Consider the following 20,956-nt stretch of genomic DNA (forward strand, 5'->3'; position numbering starts at 1 on the left):
CTGGGCGGGCGCGGTGTTCTGCTCGGCGCTCACAGGCCCAGCTCCCGTGCGATCAACATCAACTGCACCTCCGTCGTGCCCTCGCCGATTTCCAGGATCTTGCTGTCGCGGTAGTGCCTGGCCACAGGGTATTCGTTCATGAAGCCGTAGCCGCCGAAGATCTGCGTGGCATCGCGGGCGTTGTCCATGGCCGCCTCGCCGGCGATCAGCTTGGCGATCGAGGCCTGCTTCTTGAACGGCTTACCGGCCAGCATCAGCGCCGCCGCGTCGTAGTAGGCCGCACGTGCGGTGTGTGCGCGTGCCTCCATCCGGGCGATCTTGAAGGCGATGGCCTGGTTGGTGCCGATCGCGCGGCCGAAGGCCTCGCGTTCCTTGGCGTAGCGCACGCTCTCGTCCACACAACCCTGCGCCACACCGGTGGCCAGCGCGGCGATGGCGATGCGGCCCTCGTCGAGGATGCGCAGGAAGTTGGCGTACCCGCGGCCGCGTTCACCGAGCAGGTTCTCCTGCGGCACCCGGACATCGGTGAACGAGAGCGGATGGGTGTCGGAGGCGTTCCAGCCGACCTTGTTGTAGGCCGGTTCGGCGACGAAACCGGGGGTGTCGGTGGGCACCAGGATGGTGGAGATCTCCTTCTTGCCGCCCGATTCGCCGGTCACCGCCGTCACCGTCACCAGGGTGGTGATGTCGGTGCCGGAGTTGGTGATGAACTGCTTGCTGCCGTTGATCACCCAGTCACCGCCGTCGGCGACGGCGGTGGTGCGGGTGCCGCCCGCGTCGCTGCCGGCGCCGGGCTCGGTGAGGCCGAACGCGGCCAGGTTGCGGCCGCTGGTGAGCTGGGGCAGCCACTGCTGCTTCTGCTCCTCGTTACCGAAGCGGTAGATCGGCATCGCGCCCAGCGACACACCGGCTTCCAGGGTGATGGCCACGCTCTGGTCGACCTTGCCCAGTTCCTCGAGGGCGAGGCACAGCGCGAAGTAGTCGCCGCCCATGCCGCCGTACTCCTCGGGGAACGGCAGCCCGAACAGGCCCATCTCGGCCATGCCCTGCACCACCTTGTACGGGAAGGTGTGGTTGGCGTCGTGTTCGGCGGCGACCGGGGCCACCACCTGGTTGGCGAAATCGCGGACGGTGAGCGCGAGGTCGCGGTAGTCGTCGGGAAGTGTTCCGGTGGAAAGGAAGTCGGTCATCGTGTGGTCCTATCGGTCGGTAGCCGTTGTGGCAGCGGGGGAGTCGGTCGCGGGCGCCGGGGCGGCGTGGATCCTGGCGAGCACCTGGTCCAGGCTCACCTGATCGCCTGGCCGCACCAGCACTTCGACGGTGCCGGCGGTCGGCGCGGTCAGCGAATGCTCCATCTTCATCGCTTCCACCACGACCACCGGCGCGCCCGCGGCGACCTCGGCGCCGGGTTCGACCGGCACCGCGATCACCGAACCCGGCATGGGACTGCGGATTTCGGCGTCACCCAGATCGGCGTCGCCGGCGCGGACGTTCACCTCGGCCATCTCGCGCAGCGAGCAGACACCGGACGGGCCGGCCACCCACAGCCGGTTGTCGTGTTCGGCCAGGCGGTAGTCGTGGCGCACATCGTCGACGGTGATCGTCAGCGCGCCGGGGGCGGTGAGCTCGGCGGATACCGAGACCGGCGAACCGTCCTCGCCGATCCACAGCTGCGCCGCCGCCGGGGTGCCGGTCAGGTAGACGTGCTCGGTGCGGTTGCCGCCCTCGAGCCGGATCGAGGTGGGTGCGGCGGATCCGAGGCGCCAGCCGGTCGGCTGATCCCACGGGTCGCCCGGCCGGGTAGGCCAGCGGCGCAGCCAGTGGTAGACGGCGGCCGCGGCGAACGCGTCATCGGGCACCGGCGCAGGCGTGAAGTCGACGGCCCGGCGATCCAGCAGCGCGGTGTCCAGACGCCCGGCCACGACATCGGGGTCTTCGAGCAGGAACCGCAGGAACTCGATATTGGTGGTCACGCCGAGCACGACGGTCTCGCCGAGCGCCCGATCCAACGCCGCGAGCGCGGCCGCGCGGTCGGGACCGTGCGCGATGACCTTCGACAGCATCGGGTCGTAATCGCTGCCGACGACGGTGCCGACCCGCAGCCCGGAATCCACCCGCACGCCCTTGCCGCTCGGTTCGGCCAGGTCGACCACCGTGCCGCCGGTGGGCAGGAAGCCGCGCCCGGGATCCTCGGCGTAGACCCGCGCCTCGACGGCATGCCCGATGAGCCGGATGTCCTCCTGCGCCAAGGTGATCCGCTGCCCGGCCGCCACCCGCACCTGACATTCGACCAGGTCGACACCGGTCACCATTTCGGTGACCGGATGCTCCACCTGGAGGCGGGTGTTCATCTCCATGAAGAAGAACTCGTCCGGGCGGTCGGCCGAGACGATGAATTCCACCGTGCCCGCGCCCACGTAGTCGACGCTGCGCGCGGTATTGCAGGCCGCCGCACCGATCCTGGCCCTGGTGGCCGCGTCCAGCAGTGGCGAGGGCGCCTCCTCGATCACCTTCTGATGCCTGCGCTGCAAACTGCATTCACGTTCGCCCAGATGCACCACATTGCCGTGCTGGTCGGCGAGGATCTGCACCTCGATATGGCGGGGCCTGGTGACGAACCGCTCGATGAACAGGGTGTCGTCGCCGAACGCCGCCGCGGCCTCGCGGCGGGCGCTGACCAGTGCGGCGGGCAGCTCACCCGGTTCGTGGACCAGCCGCATCCCCTTGCCGCCACCACCCGCGGACGGCTTGACCAGCACCGGATAGCCGATGTCGGCGGCGGCCGCGATCAGCGCGTCGTCATCGAGGCCGGGCTCGGCGATACCCGGCACCACCGGAACGTCGAACGCGGAGACGGTGTTCTTGGCGGTGATCTTGTCGCCCATCACCTCGATCGCCTTGGCCGGCGGACCGAGGAACACGATGTCCTTCTCGGCCAGCGCGGCGGCGAAAGCGGCGTTCTCGGACAGGAATCCGTAACCGGGGTGCACGGCCTGGGCGCCGGTCCGCACGGCGGCGTCGACCACCTTGGCGATATCGAGATAGCTCTCGCGGGCGGGCGCGGGACCGAGCCGGACCGCGACATCTGCCTCGCGCACATGCCTGGCACCGGCGTCGGCATCGCTGTAGACCGCGACCGAGCGGATGCCCATGGAGCGCAACGTGCGGATGACGCGCACCGCGATCTCGCCGCGATTGGCGACCAGAACGGTGTCGAAACCGACGGGATGATTCGTGTTCAGCATGGTCATCACATCCGGAAGACGCCGTAGGAGACAGGTTCCAGCGGAGCCTGCGCACAGACCGACAGGGCGAGGCCGAGCACGGTTCTGGTGTCGGCGGGATCGATCACGCCGTCGTCCCAGATCCGCGCGGTGGAGTAGTACGGGTTGCCCTGCCGCTCGTACTGATCCCGGATCGGGGCCTTGAACGCCTCCTGATCCTCCTCGGTCCAGGGCTTTCCGCTGCTGTCGAGCTGATCGCCGCGCACCGTCGACAGCACCGACGCCGCCTGCTCACCACCCATCACCGAGATCCGGGCATTGGGCCACATCCACAGGAAGCGCGGTGAGTACGCGCGCCCGCACATGGAGTAGTTGCCCGCACCGTAGGAACCGCCGATGACGACCGTCAGCTTCGGCACCCGCGCGCACGCCACCGCCGTCACCATCTTCGCGCCGTGCTTGGCGATGCCGCCCGCCTCGTAATCGCGTCCCACCATGAACCCGGTGATGTTCTGCAAGAACAGCAGTGGGATCTTGCGCTTATCGCACAGTTCGATGAAATGCGCGCCCTTCATGGCGGATTCGCTGAACAGCACGCCATTGTTGGCGACGATGCCGACCGGATGGCCGTGGATGTGGGCGAATCCGGTGACCAGGGTCTTGCCGTACTCGGCCTTGAATTCGTGGAAGCCGCTGCCGCCGTCGGGATCGCCGTCGACGATGCGGGTGATCACCTCGCGCACGTCGTACGGGGTGCGCAGGTCGACCGGCACCACGTCGTAGAGCTCCTCGACCGGCGCCGCCGGCTCGATGGGAGTGCGCACCTCCCAGGGGCTTTCGGGCCGGGGGCCGAGCGTGCTCACGATGCGGCGCACGATGCGCAGCGCGTCCTGATCGTCGTCGGCGAGATGGTCGGTGACGCCGGAGGTCCGCGAATGCAGCGCGCCGCCACCGAGCTCCTCGGCGGTGACCACCTCGCCCGTGGCCGCCTTCACCAGCGGCGGACCGCCGAGGAAGATGGTGCCCTGATCGCGCACGATCACCGCTTCATCGCTCATCGCGGGCACATACGCGCCGCCCGCGGTGCAGGAACCCATCACCGCCGCGATCTGGGCGATGCCCTTGGCGCTCATATTCGCCTGGTTGTAGAAGATCCGGCCGAAATGCTCGCGGTCGGGGAACACCTCGTCCTGATGCGGCAGGTAGGCCCCGCCCGAATCGACCAGGTACACGCAGGGCAGATGGTTCTGCAACGCGACTTCCTGGGCACGCAGATGCTTCTTCACCGAGAGCGGGTAGTAGGTGCCGCCCTTGACCGTCGCGTCATTGGCGACGATCACGCATTCGCGCCCCGACACCCGGCCGATGCCGGTGATGACGCCGGCGCCGGGGCATTCGTCGTCGTACATGCCGTTCGCGGCCAGCGGTGAGAGCTCGAGGAACGGGCTGCCCGGGTCGAGCAGCTGATCCACCCGCTGCCGCGGCAGCAGCTTGCCGCGTGCGATATGGCGCTGCCTGGCCTTCTCCGGGCCACCGAGCGCGGTCGCGGCGAGCCGGGCACGCAGATCGGCGACCAGCGCCTGATGCGCCGCGTAGTTGTCGGAGACCGCAGCGCTCGCGCGCGGGTCCTGAGTCATCGTCATCACGCCATCCTGCCAGTCAGTTAATCGCTGATAACTGGAATACAGGTTAATCTTGACTAACCGAGTTGTCCAGACCGGCTGGGAGGAGCGCCGATGACCGGCACGGAAACCGGCACGCTCACGCGCCGTGAACAGCAGAAAGCCGAGCGCAGGCGGCAGTTGCTCGATGCCGGCGCGCGCCTGATCGCCGACCGCGGCTTCCTCGGCGTGCGGCTGGACGATCTGGGCGCGGCCGTCGGCATCAGCGGCCCCGCGGTGTATCGGCACTTCCCGAACAAGGAGGCGCTGCTGGTCGAACTGCTGGTCGGGGTCAGTCGCCGGCTCTTCGAAGGCGGCGAAGCCGTGGTCGCGGATGCCGGTTCGCCCCGCGAGGCGCTCGGCAGGCTGGTCGATTTCCATCTCGATTTCGCGCTCGGCGAGCCCGAACTGATCCGCATCCAGGATCGCGATCTCGACAACGTCCCCGAACCCGCGCGCCGGGAAGTGCGCCGCTTCCAGCGCCGCTACGTCGAGATCTGGGTGGGCGTGCAGCGCGAACTGCATCCGGAACTGGCCGAGGACGCGGCCCGGGTGAAGGCGCACGCCGCGTTCGGCCTGATGAACTCCACCCCGCACAGCGCGACGCCGGCGACGGCAGCGCGGGCGCGGGCGATCTTGCGCGATATGGCGATCGCCGTGCTGAGCTGACCGGTGCGCGGGGCGGCGAGTGCTGGACATGTAATGGCTGTGACCGGCCCGGTGGGCGCCGCACCCTGCTTGGCTGTGAACGGTCAAGTGGGCGCCCTGCTCGCGACGGCTGCGCTCGATGCGCGTGTCAGGGCTGCGGCCGCCTGGCAAGATATGGCGGCTGTCGGTGTGCCGGATCGGCCCCCTCATAGCGCCGACCCGGCACGTCGGGTGCTGGAGCGAGCGGCGCGGCCTCTGGCCTGACCAGGTGGACTCGCCGCGGCCCCGCGCACCGGCACCCGCCACCGACCGATCACCGGGCGCTCCAACCTCCGTCCATCGTGTAGGACGCGCCGGTGACCATGCCCGCCTCCGGCCCGGCCAGCCAGGCGGTGAGCGCGCCGACCTCCTCCGGCTCCACCAGCCGCTTGATCGCGCTCTCGGTGAGCAGAATGCGTTCCAGCACTTCACTTTCCGCGATGCCGTGGGTGCGGGCCTGGTCGGCGATCTGCTTGTCGACCAGGGGGGTGCGCACATAGCCGGGGTTGACGCAGTTGCTCGTCACACCGTGCCTGCCGCCCTCCAAAGCGGTGACCTTGGAGATGCCCTCCAGCGCGTGCTTGGCGGCGACGTAGGCGACCTTGTACTCCGAGGCGCGCAGCCCGTGCACCGAGGAGATATTGACGATCCGGCCGAACCCGTTGGCATACATGTGCGGGAGCGCGGCCCGGATCAGCAGGAACGGTGCCTCGGCCATCAGCGTCATCAGGGTGCGGAACCGCTCGGGCGCGAATTCGGGGATGGGGTCGATGCTCTGGATACCGGCATTGTTCACCAGGATCTCGACCTCGAGCGTCAGCGCTTCGAGTTCGCCCACCGCCAGCAGATCGACGCCCCACGCGCTGCCGCCGAGCTCCTCGGCCAGCGCCTTCGCGCCGACCTCATCGATATCGGCGACGGTGACGTGGGCCCCGCGGGCGGCGAGCGCCCGGGCGCAGGCCGCGCCGATCCCGCTCGCCCCGCCGGTCACCAGGGCGCGGCGCCCTTCGAGCGTGTTCACCGCGCCGCCCTTCGAGTGCATGGGCTCGCAGCGGATGTGCTGGTTCTCGCGCGTCCGGGCGCGGTGCCGGGACGGTCGTCCCGGCCGACCGGCCCACGCTGGATGCCGATCATTTCGCCGTCACCGGGGCCGGAGTGGGTGCGGGTGCGGTGGCCCGTGCGGCCTCGCCCGCCAGGTACTTCGCATCGGCCGAGTCGATCTCGGCCAGATCCAGCCCACTCGTCTCGCGGGCGACGATCACCGCGACGGCGGTGAGCGCGCAGGCTCCGGCCAGGTACCAGGCGATGGGCACCGAGGAGTCGAAGGTGTCCAGCAGCCGCACCGCGATGATCGGGGCCAGCGAGCCCGCGACGATCGAGGTCACCTGATAGCCGAGCGAGACACCGGAGTACCGCATCCGGGTCGGGAACATCTCGGCCATGATCGCCGGCTGCGCGGCGTACATCAGCGCGTGGAACAGCAGGCCGATGATGATGGCGGCCAGGATGACCGCGTTGTGGCCGCTGTCCATCATCGGGAAGGCGAAGAAGCCCCAGGTGCCCGCGGTGATCGCGCCGAGCAGGTACACCGGGCGCCGGCCGAACCGGTCGCTGAGCCTGCCGACCATCGGGATCGCGAAGAAGTGGATCGCGTGCGCGATCAGCAGCCACCACAGGATGGTGTCGGTATCGACGTCGACCTGCACCTTCAGGTAGGTGATGGTGAACGTGACGACCAGGTAGTACATGATGTTCTCGCCGAAGCGCAGGCCCATCGCGGTGAAAACCCCACGCGGGTAACGCTTCAGCACCTCGACCACGCTGAACGAGGTGGCACGGGCCTTCTCGGCCTCCTGCTGCGCGGCCACGAAGATCGGCGCGTCGGTGACCTTGGTGCGTACGTAGTAGCCGATCAGCACCACCACCGCCGACAGCCAGAACGCGACCCGCCAACCCCAGCTCAGGAATGCCGCGTCCGACAGCGTGGAGGTCAACGCCAGCAACACCACCGTGGCCAGCAGATTGCCCGCGGGCACACCGGCCTGCGGCCAGCTCGCCCAGAATCCGCGGCTGCGGTTGGGGCTGTGCTCGGCCACCAGCAGCACCGCGCCGCCCCATTCACCGCCGACGGCGAATCCCTGGATGAACCGCAGGATCACCAGCAGCGTCGGCGCCCAATAGCCGACCTGGCCGAAAGTGGGCAAACAGCCCATCAGGAACGTCGCCGCACCCACCAGCAGCAGGCTGAACTGGAGCAGCTTCTTGCGGCCGTACTTGTCACCGAAGTGACCGAAGACGACGCCGCCGAGCGGGCGGGCCGCGAAGCCCACCGCGTAGGTGACGAACGCGGCCAGGATCGCATCCAGATCGCTGGTGGTCTCGGCGAAGAACACCTTGCTGAACACCAGCGTCGCGGCGGTGCCGTACAGGAAGAACTCGTACCACTCGACCACCGTGCCCGCCATCGACGCGGCGACCACTCTCCGCAGGCCGGTCGGTACTCCTTTGTCATCGGTCTTCGCCGCGTCGTGCACGCTCATCGTCGAAACTCCCTCATCATCGCGACCACATCACTGATCGAATGTGATGGCCGCCACAGGCCATGACGATGAGTATCAGCGCACACCGATGTCGGCGGCAATGACCAGATGCGCAGGGCGTATCTGCAAAAATGCAGAAATGAACGCGTCCGCTCCGGGTCCGGCTCGTCGTCCCAGCGCCGATGATCTGCTGGTCCTGCTGGCCGTCGGACGGTCGGGACGCTACGTCACCGCGGCGAACGAGCTCGGTATCAACCACACCACCATCGCCCGCCGGATCGCCGCGCTGGAACAGGCCCTCGGCGGGCGGGTGCTCACCCGGGCCGCGGGCGGCTGGGAGCTCACCGAACTCGGCCGCACCGCGCTGGTCGCGGCGGAGACCATCGAGACGGCCGTCAAGTTCATGGCGGGCCCGCGGGGGCAGCGCGAGCTGGAGGGGGTGGTGCGGATGTCGGCGACCGACGGTTTCAGCGCCTATCTCGCCGCGCCCGCCGCCGCGCGGGTGCGGCGAGAGCATCCGCGGGTGGCGGTCGAGATCGTGGCGACGACTCGGCGCGCGTCCCAGCAGCGGTCCGGGTTGGATATCGAGGTGGTGGTGGGCAAACCACAGGTGCAGCGGGCCAAGGCGATTCGACTCGGCGACTATTGTCTCGGCCTCTACGGCTCCCGCGATTACCTGGCCGAGCACGGAACGCCTGCGTCCATCGCCGATCTGGCCGGACATCCGCTGGTCTACTTCATCGACTCCATGCTCCAGGTGGACGATCTGGATCTGGCCTCCAGCTTCGTCCCTACCCTGCCCGACTCGGTGACCTCCACCAATGTCTTCGTCCACGTCGAAGCCACCCGCGCCGCCGCGGGCCTCGGCCTGCTGCCCTGTTTCATGGCCGACCGCCACGCCGACCTGGTCCGCGTCCTGCCCGAAGCCGTCGCCATCCGGCTGTCCTACTGGCTGGTGTCGCGTCCCGAAACCCTGCGCCGCCCGGAGGTGTCGGCGGTCGTCGACGCTCTGGTGCAGTTGGTCGCCGAACAGCAGCCTGCGCTACTCGGCAGGCACTGAGGGTTCGTGCGGCCCGGCGCCACGCCCGTTCACCGGCGCCGGACCGTTGACGGCAGATGCCCCTTCCGGTACCACTCGACCACCGATCGCGAGGCGTGGGCGATATCGGTGCCGGGGACGACGACCGTGTACCACGTGCCGAGGCCGTGCAGCCCGTTGATCGAACATTCGTAGCCGATGCGATGTGCCAGTCCGCGCACCCAGCGGATCGCTTCCGCCCGCTCCGCCGGCGACGTTCGACCGGCGTCGCAGACGATGAGCAGGCGGCGTGCGGCGATGCTCAGCGCCGAATTGGTTGCCATATCCCGCATCCGGCGTTCGATCGAGCGGATTCGCCGGGCGCGGTCGAGCCGCCGGATGACCGTCGCGCTGCCCGTCCGGTCGCCGAACGAGAACTCGATCAGCGAGCGATCCACGAGGACGATGATCGCCGCGGTTCCGGGTTCGGCCGCCGTCGGTGGGCTCGTCTTCCCGGTCGCTCGGTGGTGGTTTCGATCTCGATCGTCCACCCGGTGGGCCTCGGGCAAGGGCACCGAAATATTAGGTGCGCCACCGTAGCTCGCGGGTATGCCGTTGCGGCGGAGCTCTGCGACCACCGCCTCGAGTAGGCGCGTCGGCCGGCCGATCACGACCGGTGATCGTCCGGCTCCCGAGAGTGTCGACGGCGTACAGCGTTGCGGCCGCGCGCGTATCGCGCTGCCGCTACGGTTCCCCTTCGTCACGATCACGACTGCCGTTCCCGTCTGCTCGTACGTGCTGCGTCCTGGCGTCGAACATGTCCTTGATGCGGGCCTTGATCTCCGCGGTGCTGAAACTCGACCCGCGGTGTGTTCTTCGCTCCGCGATTCCGGATGAAGTCATGAGTACTCCTCAGGTAAAACGACCGGCCTTTTAACGGCAACCGCCGCGCTTTTTTGCACGGCGGTACATCCTGCTGTGAATCCCGTATTCGACCGGGAAAAAAATAGTCGCCAACTAGTCGGTGTGAATTTTCTGGGTGCTGTGGATCGAAACGCCGCCTGCCCGGTTCCGTGTGGCTCGGCGCGAGCGAAAATCCGATCAGCCCTTGCGCTTACGGACGATCACCGACTCATTCGCCGCCTGCTCACGCTTCGCGGCCCGGCGCTCCTTGATCGTGCTGGCCGGTTTCTTCATGGTCTTGCCGCGAGATTTGTCACCCATTGTCGCTCCTGCTTTCGAAGTTCCAACTGGCTTCGACCATACGTCAGAAAAAAATAAAAGCCAGTCCGTTCGCGGCGGGTGCGAAAACTGCTGATGGGCGTGATGACCACCTGGCCCTTCGGCGCCGACCGACCGGAGCGGGTGTGACATGCGTTCGTTGTGCGCGGGCATCGGACGATCGCGGCTCTAGGCTGGGTGGATGGCTTCGTTGACGGATCCGAAGGTGCGTGAGTTTCTCGGTCACGGCACTCGCACGGCCAAGGTGGCGTTCACGGCGGGGGACGGGCGGCCGGTGGTGGTGCCGGTGTGGTTCATCGTCGAGGGCGAAGAGCTGGTGTTCAACACCGGTAAGACCTCGGCCAAGGGCAAGGCGCTGGCGCGCGACAATCGCGTCGCGCTGTGCGTGGATCTCGAGCAGGAGCCGTATGCGTTCGTGCAGGTCCAGGGCACGGCGACGCTGTCGGAGGATCTCGATGAGCTGGTGCGCACCGCCACCGCGATCGGCAGCCGCTACATGGGTGCCGACCGGGCCGAGGAGTTCGGCAAACGCAACGGCGTGCCGGGCGAGCTGGTGGTGCGGGTGCGGTCGCACAAGGTCATCGCGGCCTTCGATATGACCGGCTGAATAGACTCACCGCATGACCGTGCACTTCATCGGCGCCGGCCCGGGCGCCGCGGACCTGCTGACCGTCCGCGCGGTCGAACTGCTGCGCAGCTCCCCGGTCTGCCTGTACGCGGGAACCTACCTCGACCCCGAGGTGCTCGCGCACTGCGCGCCCGGCACCGAGCTGATCGACACCCAGCACCTGGATATCGACCAGATCATTGCCCACCTGGTGCGCGCCCACGAATCCGGCCGCGACGTCGCCCGTCTCTGCTCCGGCGACCCGTCGATCTATTCCGCCCTCACCGAACAAACCCGCCGCCTCGACGCGCACGGCATCCCCTGGGACGTCACTCCCGGCGTCCCCGCCTACGCCGCCGCGGCTGCCATCCTCGGCACCGAACTCACCGTCCCCGAGGTGGTGCAATCGGTAGTCCTCACCCGCACCCAGGCCCGCTCCACGGCCATGCCCGAATCCGAGGCCCTGGCCGAATTCGCCCGCACCGGAGCCACTCTCGTCCTGCACCTGGCCATCACGCGCATCCGCACCCTGGCCGCCGAACTCGCCGAGTTCCACGGCCCCGATTGCCCCGCGGCGGTCGTCTACCGGGCCAGCCAGCCCGAGGAACTGGTGTTGCGCGGCACGCTCGCCGATATCGCAGACCAGGTAGACGCCGCGGAATTGCGCCAGGCCGCCGTCATCCTCGTCGGCCGAGCCCTGCAATCCGGAATATCCTGTGTGGGGTCCCATTTGTACGACCCGGGCCGGGACCGTGACCTCGGCGGTGCCGGATCGTTCGGCGGTTAGCGTCGCGATCCAGCTGGCACGCAGCCGTCATCGAGTGCGTTGTCGCCTCGAATCCGGCGTGATGCGCCCGGCCGCAACCAATGTGACGAACGCGGCGCGCTTACGAGCACAATCGTGCTCGCGGTGATGCTGCATCGCGCGATGCGCGTCCTCGAGCGAGAGCGGCGCCAACGGCAACCCGCAGGTCCACGCCGTCGGATCGAAGCCCGGCACCGTCGGCCGCGTCGCACGCGCCCGCCGAGGTGCCGGCGGTTCCGGCCGGTCGGCCGGCCACACGCACCCCACGATCAACACTGCCGCACCGCACCCCGCGAGCGCCGAAACAACCCCCGTCAACACATGCCAAGAATCCACCCCGCTCACCCCCGCTCCACAAGCCGCACCAGCCCATCACGAACCGCCACCAACATCGCGACCTCCCTTGCCAACTCCTCGCCCGACATCTGACGAGGGGGACATGGGACCGGCCGCTGCGGCGCGCAGCCCGCCTGACGTCGTCGAATCGCTGTGTCCATGGGTGCCTTTCGGGTCGGGCACTCGGCGCCGGGGGCTTTCGCCACCGGGCGGCGGCCTTGCCGGTCGGTGTGCCGAGTGGATCGGCATCGGCCCGGCGCCGGGTGCGGGATCAGCTTCGCGGGCGGGCGGGGGTGCGGCGACGCCGAAAACTGCGCAGCAGTGATGTGCAGAATCTGCCGTTGACATCCCTGACGTGCGGTTTCGGGACTAGAGTTCGCTGACCGCACATCGCAGGGGGCAATGGATGGACGACGAAAAGCTCACCAACGCATGGGAAATGCCCGCGTTCCGCACGCTCCTCGCCGCGGGCAGGCCCGGCCGGGCGCTGGCCCTGGTGCGCCAACAGATGGGCCTGTCCCAAGCCGACTTCGGGGCACTACTGCACTGGGATCGCACGCACACCGGCCGAGTGGAGCGCGGCGAAGTCGGCACCATCTTCGACGTGCGCGAACTGTGCCGCGCCGCCGACGCACTGGGCATCCCACGCACTGCCCTCGTCCCACTCTTGCTCGGAACCGAAGGTCCGGGGACCATCGGAAGCGGGGACGAAGGAGCCGAGGACGTGAACCGCAGACAGTTCGGCCTGGCAACGACGGTCGCCATCACCGGCGCCGCCGCCGATACCTCTGGCCCGGTGAAGGTCGGCACCCCGCACATCACCTACCTCCACGACCTGACCCGCCGACTGTGGGAGCACGACAACCGCTTCGGCGGGGGAGGGATCGCGCGCTACGCGCTGGAGCAGTACCGGTTGGCGCGGAGGTTGCTCGATTACGGGGAGTACGGGCCGCGCATCGGTGCCGAATTGATCGCCGCCACCGGTTGGCTTTCGAGCTGCGTCGGCTGGCTCACCTACGACGCGAACGAGCGTGCTGTGTCCCGCCGCTGCTACACCGACGCTGTCATGCTGGCCGAGCACAGCGGCGACGACGACCTGATGGCCGGTGCGCTGGGCGGGCTCAGCATCACCTTGACGGACCGTCCGACAAAGAGCCGCGAACCGATCCGGGTGACGCAGCGAACCAGTGAGCTGGCCAGGCACGTTCCCTCGGCGCGTCTCAACGCACTACGAACCGCACGTTTGGCTACCGCCTACGCGGCGGTCGGCGAACGCCGGGAGTTCGAACGTGCAACGAATTCGGTATGGCGCGAAGTCGATCGCGGTCTCGATGACGCCAACGATCCCGTATGGCTGAGGTTCGTCACCGAGCCCGAGCTGCGCGTCCTAGCAGCCAAAGGCCACCAGATGCTCGGCCAACACCACCGCGCCGCCACCCTCTTCCACGAAAGCCTCACCCGCCCCGGCAACCTCCCCCGGGACGAAGCCTCCTACCGCACCTACTACGCCGCCTCCCTGGCCGGCCTCGGCGACCTCACCGAAGCCATCACCGCAGCCAACTCCGCCTTGGACCTTCTCGACGGCCCCGTCCGATCCCCCCGCCTACTCGCCGACCTCCGCCCCGTCCGAGCCGCCGCCCACCACGCATCCTCCGACACAGCCGCCCGCTTCCGCCGCCGATACGACCGGTTGGTCAGAGCTCGGTAATCAGCACAGAGTCGAGTTCTCGCGAGGGCAGCTGCACCCGGGCAGGTCCGAACTGGTCCTCTCAGATGTCCACTTCACCAGCAGTCCGGGTAGGGATGGACCGTCAGGCGGCGGTATCGGAAAGCTTTAGTTGCCCACAGTCCTTATTAAAGGTTGCTCGCTAACCTTTAATAAGGACTACACCTGTAGAGGCTTGTGTAGCGTCCTCCTGGCGCCGGGTCCGGTTCACCGGCAGGATGGGGTACGTGCCCGAAAGTTCCGCTGATGCAGTCGATATGGCTGTCGATAACGACTACGACGGCTTCGCCGAGGGCTATACCGCCGAAACCGAAGACAACCTCATCAACGGCTACTACGCGCGGCCCGCGATCGTGGACCTGGCCGGCGACGTGACCGGCCGCCAGGTTCTCGATGCCGGCTGCGGCTCCGGACCGATATTCGCGGCGCTGCGCGACCGAGGCGCCATCGTGACCGGCTTCGACTCCAGCACGAAGATGGTGGAGCTTGCCCGCCAGCGACTCGGCGCCGACGCTGCTGTCCGAGTCGCCGATATCCGGGATCCGCTGCCGTACCCAGATGCCGCGTTCGACGACGTCATCGCCTCCCTGGTGCTGCACTACCTGGAGGACTGGACCGCCCCGCTGGCCGAATTCCGCCGCGTGCTGAAACCCGGCGGCCGGCTCATCATCTCCGTCAACCACCCATTCATCTTCAAACTCGCCTACCGCGACTCCGACTATTTCGCCACCGTCGAGCACTCCGAGGAATACAGCTTCAACGGTCAAAGGGCCGTGCTCACCTACTGGCACCGCCCCCTGCACGCCATGACCGACGCCTTCACCACCGCCGGCTTCCGCACCACCACCATCAGCGAACCCCCACCTGCACCAGGCGCCCGCCAACGTTTCCCCGACGCCCTGCCGAAAACCACCTCCGGAGCGTTCCTGAGCTTCCTGTTCTTCGTTCTGGAGGCCGTGTAGCGGTCGGATGATGTGCGCGCCCAGGGCCTCGATGAGACGACCCCTCGTGAGCCGTCCTCGGCCGTCCTTCGTCGAGCACCACATGTGGACCGGACAATCGACGCCAGCCGTGGCGTATCGCAGCAGACTCGACGCTCGTCGATACGCACGGCAGAGTCGGGGGACAGGCGACACCGGCGGTGGTGACTCAGCTCCTACGTCTGCCCTCGACGCTGAGAGGAGCGTTGCGGTGGGTCTTGTCGGTCCGTTCGCGCGACGGCGGGATCACATTGCGGTCAGCCGGTCGCGATGTGTCGCACACAGGTCCCAGATGGTGTTTCGGGTCCTTTCGTCCAAGGCGGCGTCGGGCCATCGGGTCGGGGCGGCCTTGCTGTTGAAGTAGGTGCCGCTGGTTTCTCGAACCTCGGGACTGGACGCGAGATAAACACTGGACCGCGTGGCCGCGAGCAGCGCCCGGTGCCCATAGACGACCGGCATCGCCAGTCGCAACAGCGGCACGATCGGGCGGGCCAGTAGTGGGTACGTGCCGATGGTGAGGCTCTTGTTCATCGAGGTGTAGGCGTGACCGGGGTAAGCCACGTTCAGCGTCACCGGCCTCCCTTCGAGCTCCTGGGCGAAGCGGTAGCTCATCGCCATCTGTGCCAGCTTGGTCTGGTTGTAGAAGGAGAGGCCGACGTAGGACTTCTCGCCCTGGAGGTTGTCCAGGTCGATACCGCCTTTCGGGATGCCGCCGGTGATGTTTATGACCCGACCGGCGCCCGAGGCTATGAGCGCCGGCATCAGCCAGTGCGTCAGACAGAACGGTGCGACGACGTTGACCGCAAACGCGGTTTCGAGGCCGTCCTCGGTCACCTCTCGGTGCGACCTCGTCGCTCCCGCATTGTTGATCAGCACGTCGACGCTGCTGTTCCGGCTGCCGACCTCGTCGGCGAGGCGCTTCACTTCGCCGAGCCGTGACATGTCCGCTGTGATCGCCTCGACGCTGTTGTTGCCGCTGGAGCCGCGGAGTTCCGCTGCCGCGGCTTCGGCACGGTCTCTGTCGCGCCCGACCAGGATGACGCTCGCGCCGAGCCCTGCCAGGCGCCGCGCGGTCTCCTTCCCGATCCCTCCAGTGCTCGCCGAGATAGCCATCGACCTGTTCGCCCGACAGGGCTTCGAGAACACGACCGTCGATCAGATCGCGCGAGCAGCCGGCATGACCAAGCGCAGCTTCTTCCGGTACTTCCCCACCAAGGAAGACGTGGTCTTCGACGGCATCGACCTCACTGGCGAGGACGTGGTCGCCGACATCTCCGCCCGACCCGCGGACGAAGACCCCTGGGATTCCCTCCATCACGTATTCCGTGCCCGGCTGGACGATATCCAGGCCAGCGAGCAGGTCCTCGTCACCCTGCAACTCATCGAGGCCACGCCTGCACTGGTCGGAAGACTCCACCAGCGACGAGCGGAATGGCGACAGCGAGTCAGCGACGCGCTCAAAGACCGACGAGGCTCAGCGGTCGACGCATACACAGCCGACTTACTCACCAACGCCGCAACGGCCGTACTCGATGCAGTGTCCAGCCACTGGGTGCGATCAGGCGGGAAGTCGGACCGCCGAATGCTTCTCGACCAAGGATTCGATCAAGTCCAGGTGGCCCCCGACACGCCTCAGCGCTGACGGTCGATACCCTGCCGTCGGCGACAAACGCCTTGCCCCGCAACAACTAGGAATCGGGTGCGCTGATAGGCCGGCCACTGGGCATTGTGATCGGCAGCAGGGCCGCTCGGCATCTGTTCCTGCTAGAACTCGAACGTCCCGGTCGGCGGCCACATCCCGTTCTGGCGGCTGCGGGCCTGCGCCCATCCCGTCGCTTGTCTGCAGGTGACGTGGGTCGCGCGGGTGTCCGTGTGATACCGGAGGCTGTGTTTGTTGATCGTGAGTAGGCGTTGCACTGGCGGTTCCGCCGGCGGCACCGTCAATGATTCGGCCTGGACTCGATATTCGATCTCCGCCGGGGTCTCCCTTGTCCGCTCGATGTGCACCCTCCACGTCGCCGGATACACCTGGTAGCCCTGCACCGGCCGGCCCGTCCGGATCGCTTCGTCGTACATTTCCCCGATCGTTTGGGGCGCCAGACTCGAGTGAGCCGTGATAACCCCGGTCTGCCGGTTGACGACGTAATTCCCCAGACCCACACCCTGGCCGCTCGCCATCTCCTCTGGTGTAAGGACTTCCTGCGCTACCCAGCCGTGTTCGGTCGGAAGAACCCAGAACGTGCGATTTGTTCGGAGAGCGCCCGCCAGGTATTCCCGCACCTGCTCCGGCGTTTCGAACCGCCCCACCATGTTCCGTCCCCCTCCTGCTCGTCCCAGTGAAACCTATTGTGCACGAGAACTTTCGCACCTAGCTATTGCTGAGCTCGGGAACGTCGATACATGTCGGCTACTTGCTTGTGCGGGAGATTCGGCCAGAGCGACAGACTGCCGGTTTGTCTGTCGATTACCCCTACTCCACCGCCGGCTCGTCGCGATCTGGGACGACGTGGTGTCGATTCGCTGGTAGGTGTTTCCTCGATCGCCGGTACCAGCGGATAGACCACGAACCCCTCGTCGAACTCGTACACTCCGCCACGACCTGGCTTGCCGGAGGTGGCGCGGCCCATCCACTCGTCGGCGATGGCTTGGGCTTGATAGATGTCGACCGGTCCGGCGCCGGGCCGCGGTGCAGGCTCCATGCTTCGGGGGAGGAGCGGGATAGCGACCCCCTCCACCCTCGGGACCGCGCCACTTTCGCGTTGCCGGTAGATCTCCAGCGCAGCGTTCTCGGCCGTCACCGGTGTTGCTTCTGGATCCTCGGCGGGATCTGATATTTTCACGGCTTCCCAGGTGCCGGCCGGGCCGAAGGATTCGGTGCGGCCGCCAGGGATCTGACGCAGGATGCCGGTCCTCCCGGAGGCGTTGCGCCGGGCGAAATACGAGACCAGCTCGGAACCTGCTGATACGAACTCGGTCAAAGGGTGGACCTGTAGCTGAACGACGGCGGTTGCCCGGCATCCTGTCTCGCGAACTCGTCCTCCCACATCTTGAAGGTGCGTTTGTAGAGGGTGGCGATCAGCGCACGCTCCTCGGGCGTGAGTCTGCGTTGTTCCTCGCGCCGCTGGGCGAAAATCGCGCTGATCGTGTCGTACAGGGCGAATATCGGGCCTTCGCCACGCAGATAGTCCCTGCGAGCTTCCTCGGTCGCTCGTATGAAATCATCCTCGGATCGTAGAACCGAGATATCGCTTTCGGTTCGCGCGCCCAGGATCGCCTCGACAATTTCGAACGGAGCTTCCTCGAACCGGCCGGTCCGATTGTTGAGGATGATGCCGACATCGCGCCCATCAGGAGTCTTTTCGAGTCTGACCGAGCGGGCGAAATACCTGAAGAAGCGCGGTTTCATGGTCCAATCCGGAGGTGCGGGCGGTTATGACTCTCCCGACCTCGGTGCCAGGCCTGGAGCATCAATCTGGTAGGGATTACAGGCCGTCGAGCGGGCAGGTCGAGGGAAATGTCGGGACCTACGGTCCACCGATCTCGCCGGCCGCAGCCTCGCTCACGAGTATCCGTCCCGATTCCGGCCAGAACCCATGCTGGTTCAGCCTCTCGACCAGCCAAGATGTCACGGCTGTGGCGGTCGCCCCCATGGGTTGATATCCCAGGGTGCGTTTCTCGATGACCAAACGGAACTCGTGCGGCGGCCGGCGGCGCGGTAGTTCGGTGACGAGGTATTCGATGCGGTCAGCATTCTCCGTGATCCGCTGGAGGCTTACTCGCATCAACGGCGGGTGGACCTGACCGCCCGCGGGTGATCGTCCCGTCCGCATTGCTTCGGCGTAGTCTTCGGCGATCTTCGGACCGGGCCAGCTCGGATACTGATGCACCACGCCCGTCTCGGTGTTGACGACGAGGCTGGTCATTCCGATCGTTTGGCTGAACGTGATGTGCGGTCCCGGTTGCGGGCTGCACAGCCAGCCATGCTCGATCGGGCCGATGCGGTAATCCGGATCGGGGCCGAAGATTTGTTCCAGGTAGTGCTGGACCTGCTCGATTGATCGAAATGGCGGCGGCATCAGACGACTCCTGGACTGCATGCGAATTGTGGTACGAGCCAACCGGGTTGAGCGTGACGGCGGCTCAGCTCCGATTGAGTATGTCGGTGACCAGCATTCGCCCGCCGAGCAGGCGGAGGGCGGCGAGGCGGGAGTTGGCGCGGCCCAGGTTCTGGGTTCGGCAACCGCGTTCGTAGTAGAACACATCCCACCAGCCGTCCTCGGCTTCCATCATGCACCAGGCTTGTTCGCGCAATCGGCCCTCGGACACCAGCGAACTCGGAGTTTCGACGTTGGAGAACTGGGCCAGCTGGCTGGTCGGGTCCTGGGGAAAGAGCCCAGCTCCGGTCATTGTGCGATCTCCTCGATGAATTTCGAGCCCACCAGGTCGACGACGGGCATGAGGGTGAAGTATTGGGTGCCGCCGCCGGGCTGGCCGAACCATGGTGCGACCGGGCCTGCCCACACCGCCGTCTCGCTGATCACTCGCCAGCGGCGATAACCCGAATGCGCGTAGTCGATCGGGAGCGAGCGTTCGACGAAGGGCGTTCCCATGTCGTACATCAGACGGGTGTACGTCGAGCCGAACGAGTCCAGAATGCGGCCCGGTTGGAGCCGGATCGGTGCCCGGCCCGTCGGGTCGGCGAATCCGTCCGGGTGTTGTTTCGGATCCGGCCAGATCAATCGACGGACGCCCATCGGCAGTGTGCGATCCTCCGGCACGACGAACCGTTGAACCCAATCATCTTCGGTGAACTCGCCGAAAACGCCGCCCGCATCATCGTCCAGCAATGCCTGCACGGCTGGATGCGAAATCGGCGCACCGCCAAGCGCACCCGCGGTCCCTCTGCCAGGAGCCAGCGGCTGCGACCCGTCGAGTCCGCCGCCGATCATGCCGAGCATGCCCCAGCACGCGGCATCCTGCCGGGTGTACACGCACCGATCGTGCCGGCCGCCGCGTTCGTACCAGAAGACCTCGAACGTGCCGTCGTCCTCCCCGGGCACCAGGCAATAATGATCGTCGGCCAACCGGCCGATCGAGTAGATAGATTCGGGTACGCGCAGCCCGCGCAATATCATCCCGAGCTCGTTGTAATCCACGTCCTGCCCTCTCCTCAGCCTGCCGACTCAGCCCAGCAGCTTCTCGAACTCGCGTTCCGCAGCCCGCAGCGCATCCCGATCGAGAACCCCAGGAGCGAAGTTCCGTTCCCGCACATGGGCAATGAACTCGGCAGGCACTTCCACCCCGTACTGCCGCACAAAATACCCCCAATACGAGGGCCACGCCCACGTCCCATCGGTCGAATAACCGATCGACACTACCCGTTTCTTGCTCGGGTCCAAGGGATCATCGATCGACGCGGTAACCCAGAGAGCGTTGGATTGATCCAGGTACGCAGCCAGGGGTGCGCGAAGATCCTCGTCCAGCACACCGACCCGCTCCCGCAGGGGTACCTGCTCGAGCGGCGACTCATCGTCGGCGTCGTCGAGTTGTGCGACGACTTCATCGAAATCGGGCAGTATGTACATCGCTCAGGTCTCCTTGTCGGATCGTGCCAAGTCTTCCGTATGCGCATCCGCCGTCGTCGAGCGGATACTATTCACCACTGCGGAACTCGATTATCGTTTCTGGCCATTTGTGCCGGCGAATTGCTAGATCAAGCGCGTCGGGAAAATTGTCGCCCAGCAGCCGAATGCCACCGGACCAATCTTGTAGTACAGATCCGTTCTCCGCGATGAGTAACGCGCTTTCCCCTCCACAGTCGGCCAGCGGCGAAAGCATCTGGCCCAAACGGGATTCGATCCGCTCGTATCGCTCGCGCATGCCATCGCCGACCTCCATGGGGTCGAACTGGATCCGGGTGCCGGCGTACAGCGCTCCCTCTATGCGCTGTGGCGGGATTACGAGACCTCCGAAGCTCGTGATGACATCTATCGAATATTCCGAGAAGAAGAATCCCTGATCCCTCAACTCATCGAGCCACGGCTGTGCGTTGAATTTTCGCTCAGGTGTCCATCCCGCCGCGGTCACGACTTCGGATGTTGTGCGGGTTGGCCATGCAAAGTCTGTCATT

Annotated in this window: 23 protein-coding genes; 7 read left to right on the forward strand and 16 right to left on the reverse strand. The window is 66.8% G+C overall.

Going from position 1 to position 20,956, the window contains the following annotated elements; all coding sequences use genetic code 11:
• Window positions 1-29: 29 nt before the first annotated feature.
• The 3 genes from AC4HOU_RS11530 to AC4HOU_RS11540 are packed head-to-tail and all read right to left on the reverse strand — an operon-like array spanning window position 30 to window position 4,867.
• On the reverse strand, window positions 30-1,190 hold the full coding sequence (locus tag AC4HOU_RS11530; RefSeq protein ID WP_163815247.1) for an acyl-CoA dehydrogenase family protein: 1,161 nt from the start codon (window positions 1,188-1,190) through the stop codon (window positions 30-32).
• 9 nt (window positions 1,191-1,199) lie between these two features.
• A complete protein-coding gene (locus AC4HOU_RS11535; RefSeq protein WP_490724462.1) occupies window positions 1,200-3,245 on the reverse strand; it encodes an acetyl/propionyl/methylcrotonyl-CoA carboxylase subunit alpha in 2,046 nt (681 codons plus the stop codon).
• Window positions 3,246-3,250: 5 nt separating this feature from the next.
• On the reverse strand, window positions 3,251-4,867 hold the full coding sequence (locus tag AC4HOU_RS11540; RefSeq protein WP_416383074.1) for a carboxyl transferase domain-containing protein: 1,617 nt from the start codon (window positions 4,865-4,867) through the stop codon (window positions 3,251-3,253).
• Between the two features lie 93 nt (window positions 4,868-4,960).
• Here AC4HOU_RS11540 and AC4HOU_RS11545 point away from each other — a divergent pair, with 93 nt between their 5' ends.
• Window positions 4,961-5,554 carry an SACE_7040 family transcriptional regulator gene (locus tag AC4HOU_RS11545; protein ID WP_490724463.1) on the forward strand — a complete coding sequence of 198 codons (594 nt, stop codon included), beginning with the start codon at window positions 4,961-4,963 and terminating at the stop codon, window positions 5,552-5,554.
• A 292-nt stretch (window positions 5,555-5,846) separates the two neighbouring features.
• On the opposite strand, the gene AC4HOU_RS11550 is transcribed toward AC4HOU_RS11545, so the two are convergent.
• On the reverse strand, window positions 5,847-6,614 hold the full coding sequence (locus AC4HOU_RS11550; RefSeq protein WP_195020064.1) for a 3-hydroxybutyrate dehydrogenase: 768 nt from the start codon (window positions 6,612-6,614) through the stop codon (window positions 5,847-5,849).
• 88 nt (window positions 6,615-6,702) lie between these two features.
• Complete coding sequence (locus AC4HOU_RS11555) at window positions 6,703-8,112, reverse strand: MFS transporter (RefSeq protein ID WP_163815256.1); 1,410 nt, start codon at window positions 8,110-8,112, stop codon at window positions 6,703-6,705.
• A 139-nt stretch (window positions 8,113-8,251) separates the two neighbouring features.
• Between AC4HOU_RS11555 and AC4HOU_RS11560 the strand changes: the two genes are divergently transcribed.
• A complete protein-coding gene (locus tag AC4HOU_RS11560) occupies window positions 8,252-9,172 on the forward strand; it encodes a LysR family transcriptional regulator (RefSeq protein ID WP_163815258.1) in 921 nt (306 codons plus the stop codon).
• Window positions 9,173-9,201: 29 nt separating this feature from the next.
• Here the strand turns inward: AC4HOU_RS11560 and AC4HOU_RS11565 are convergent, their stop codons facing one another.
• Together AC4HOU_RS11565 and AC4HOU_RS11570 are read right to left on the reverse strand one after the other, a co-directional pair.
• A complete protein-coding gene (locus AC4HOU_RS11565) occupies window positions 9,202-9,588 on the reverse strand; it encodes a hypothetical protein (RefSeq protein WP_195020063.1) in 387 nt (128 codons plus the stop codon).
• Window positions 9,589-10,231: 643 nt separating this feature from the next.
• On the reverse strand, window positions 10,232-10,354 hold the full coding sequence (locus AC4HOU_RS11570) for a hypothetical protein (protein WP_256673438.1): 123 nt from the start codon (window positions 10,352-10,354) through the stop codon (window positions 10,232-10,234).
• A 199-nt stretch (window positions 10,355-10,553) separates the two neighbouring features.
• On the opposite strand from AC4HOU_RS11570, the gene AC4HOU_RS11575 reads away from it, so the two are divergent.
• From AC4HOU_RS11575 to AC4HOU_RS11590, 4 genes are all read left to right on the forward strand, one after another.
• Window positions 10,554-10,979: a PPOX class F420-dependent oxidoreductase gene (locus tag AC4HOU_RS11575; RefSeq protein WP_490724464.1), complete on the forward strand. Its 426-nt coding sequence runs from the start codon at window positions 10,554-10,556 to the stop codon at window positions 10,977-10,979.
• Window positions 10,980-10,992: 13 nt separating this feature from the next.
• The gene (gene cobM / locus AC4HOU_RS11580) at window positions 10,993-11,766 is read left to right on the forward strand and encodes a precorrin-4 C(11)-methyltransferase (RefSeq protein ID WP_195006808.1); all 774 of its coding nucleotides are present in this window, start codon (window positions 10,993-10,995) and stop codon (window positions 11,764-11,766) included.
• A gap of 760 nt (window positions 11,767-12,526) precedes the next feature.
• Window positions 12,527-13,828 (forward strand): helix-turn-helix domain-containing protein, encoded by a 1,302-nt coding sequence (locus AC4HOU_RS11585; protein ID WP_195020061.1) that lies wholly within the window; start codon window positions 12,527-12,529, stop codon window positions 13,826-13,828.
• Between the two features lie 275 nt (window positions 13,829-14,103).
• Window positions 14,104-14,808: a class I SAM-dependent methyltransferase gene (locus AC4HOU_RS11590; protein WP_228815156.1), complete on the forward strand. Its 705-nt coding sequence runs from the start codon at window positions 14,104-14,106 to the stop codon at window positions 14,806-14,808.
• A gap of 264 nt (window positions 14,809-15,072) precedes the next feature.
• Here the strand turns inward: AC4HOU_RS11590 and AC4HOU_RS11595 are convergent, their stop codons facing one another.
• On the reverse strand, window positions 15,073-15,939 hold the full coding sequence (locus AC4HOU_RS11595) for an SDR family NAD(P)-dependent oxidoreductase (RefSeq protein WP_194990070.1): 867 nt from the start codon (window positions 15,937-15,939) through the stop codon (window positions 15,073-15,075).
• Here AC4HOU_RS11595 and AC4HOU_RS11600 point away from each other — a divergent pair.
• Complete coding sequence (locus tag AC4HOU_RS11600) at window positions 15,920-16,468, forward strand: TetR family transcriptional regulator (protein ID WP_324197355.1); 549 nt, start codon at window positions 15,920-15,922, stop codon at window positions 16,466-16,468. The genes AC4HOU_RS11595 and AC4HOU_RS11600 overlap by 20 nt on opposite strands.
• 122 nt (window positions 16,469-16,590) lie before the next feature.
• Here the strand turns inward: AC4HOU_RS11600 and AC4HOU_RS11605 are convergent, their stop codons facing one another.
• The 8 genes from AC4HOU_RS11605 to AC4HOU_RS11640 form a co-directional block, all read right to left on the reverse strand.
• Complete coding sequence (locus AC4HOU_RS11605; RefSeq protein WP_195020059.1) at window positions 16,591-17,136, reverse strand: hypothetical protein; 546 nt, start codon at window positions 17,134-17,136, stop codon at window positions 16,591-16,593.
• 62 nt (window positions 17,137-17,198) lie between these two features.
• Window positions 17,199-17,804: an SUKH-4 family immunity protein gene (locus tag AC4HOU_RS11610; protein WP_195020058.1), complete on the reverse strand. Its 606-nt coding sequence runs from the start codon at window positions 17,802-17,804 to the stop codon at window positions 17,199-17,201.
• A complete protein-coding gene (locus tag AC4HOU_RS11615; protein WP_194990073.1) occupies window positions 17,801-18,232 on the reverse strand; it encodes a hypothetical protein in 432 nt (143 codons plus the stop codon). Before AC4HOU_RS11615 ends, AC4HOU_RS11610 begins: the two co-directional genes overlap by 4 nt.
• A gap of 118 nt (window positions 18,233-18,350) precedes the next feature.
• The gene (locus tag AC4HOU_RS11620) at window positions 18,351-18,902 is read right to left on the reverse strand and encodes a hypothetical protein (protein ID WP_195020057.1); all 552 of its coding nucleotides are present in this window, start codon (window positions 18,900-18,902) and stop codon (window positions 18,351-18,353) included.
• A 64-nt stretch (window positions 18,903-18,966) separates the two neighbouring features.
• Complete coding sequence (locus tag AC4HOU_RS11625) at window positions 18,967-19,233, reverse strand: hypothetical protein (protein ID WP_195020056.1); 267 nt, start codon at window positions 19,231-19,233, stop codon at window positions 18,967-18,969.
• Window positions 19,230-19,982: a TNT domain-containing protein gene (locus tag AC4HOU_RS11630; protein WP_163815283.1), complete on the reverse strand. Its 753-nt coding sequence runs from the start codon at window positions 19,980-19,982 to the stop codon at window positions 19,230-19,232. The genes AC4HOU_RS11625 and AC4HOU_RS11630 overlap by 4 nt, the downstream gene beginning before the upstream one ends.
• 27 nt (window positions 19,983-20,009) lie before the next feature.
• Complete coding sequence (locus AC4HOU_RS11635) at window positions 20,010-20,411, reverse strand: hypothetical protein (RefSeq protein WP_195020055.1); 402 nt, start codon at window positions 20,409-20,411, stop codon at window positions 20,010-20,012.
• 67 nt (window positions 20,412-20,478) lie between these two features.
• Window positions 20,479-20,955: an SUKH-3 domain-containing protein gene (locus tag AC4HOU_RS11640; RefSeq protein ID WP_195020054.1), complete on the reverse strand. Its 477-nt coding sequence runs from the start codon at window positions 20,953-20,955 to the stop codon at window positions 20,479-20,481.
• Between the last annotated feature and the right edge of the window lies 1 nt (window position 20,956).

Source organism: Nocardia sp. JCM 38205 (genome assembly GCF_058222935.1).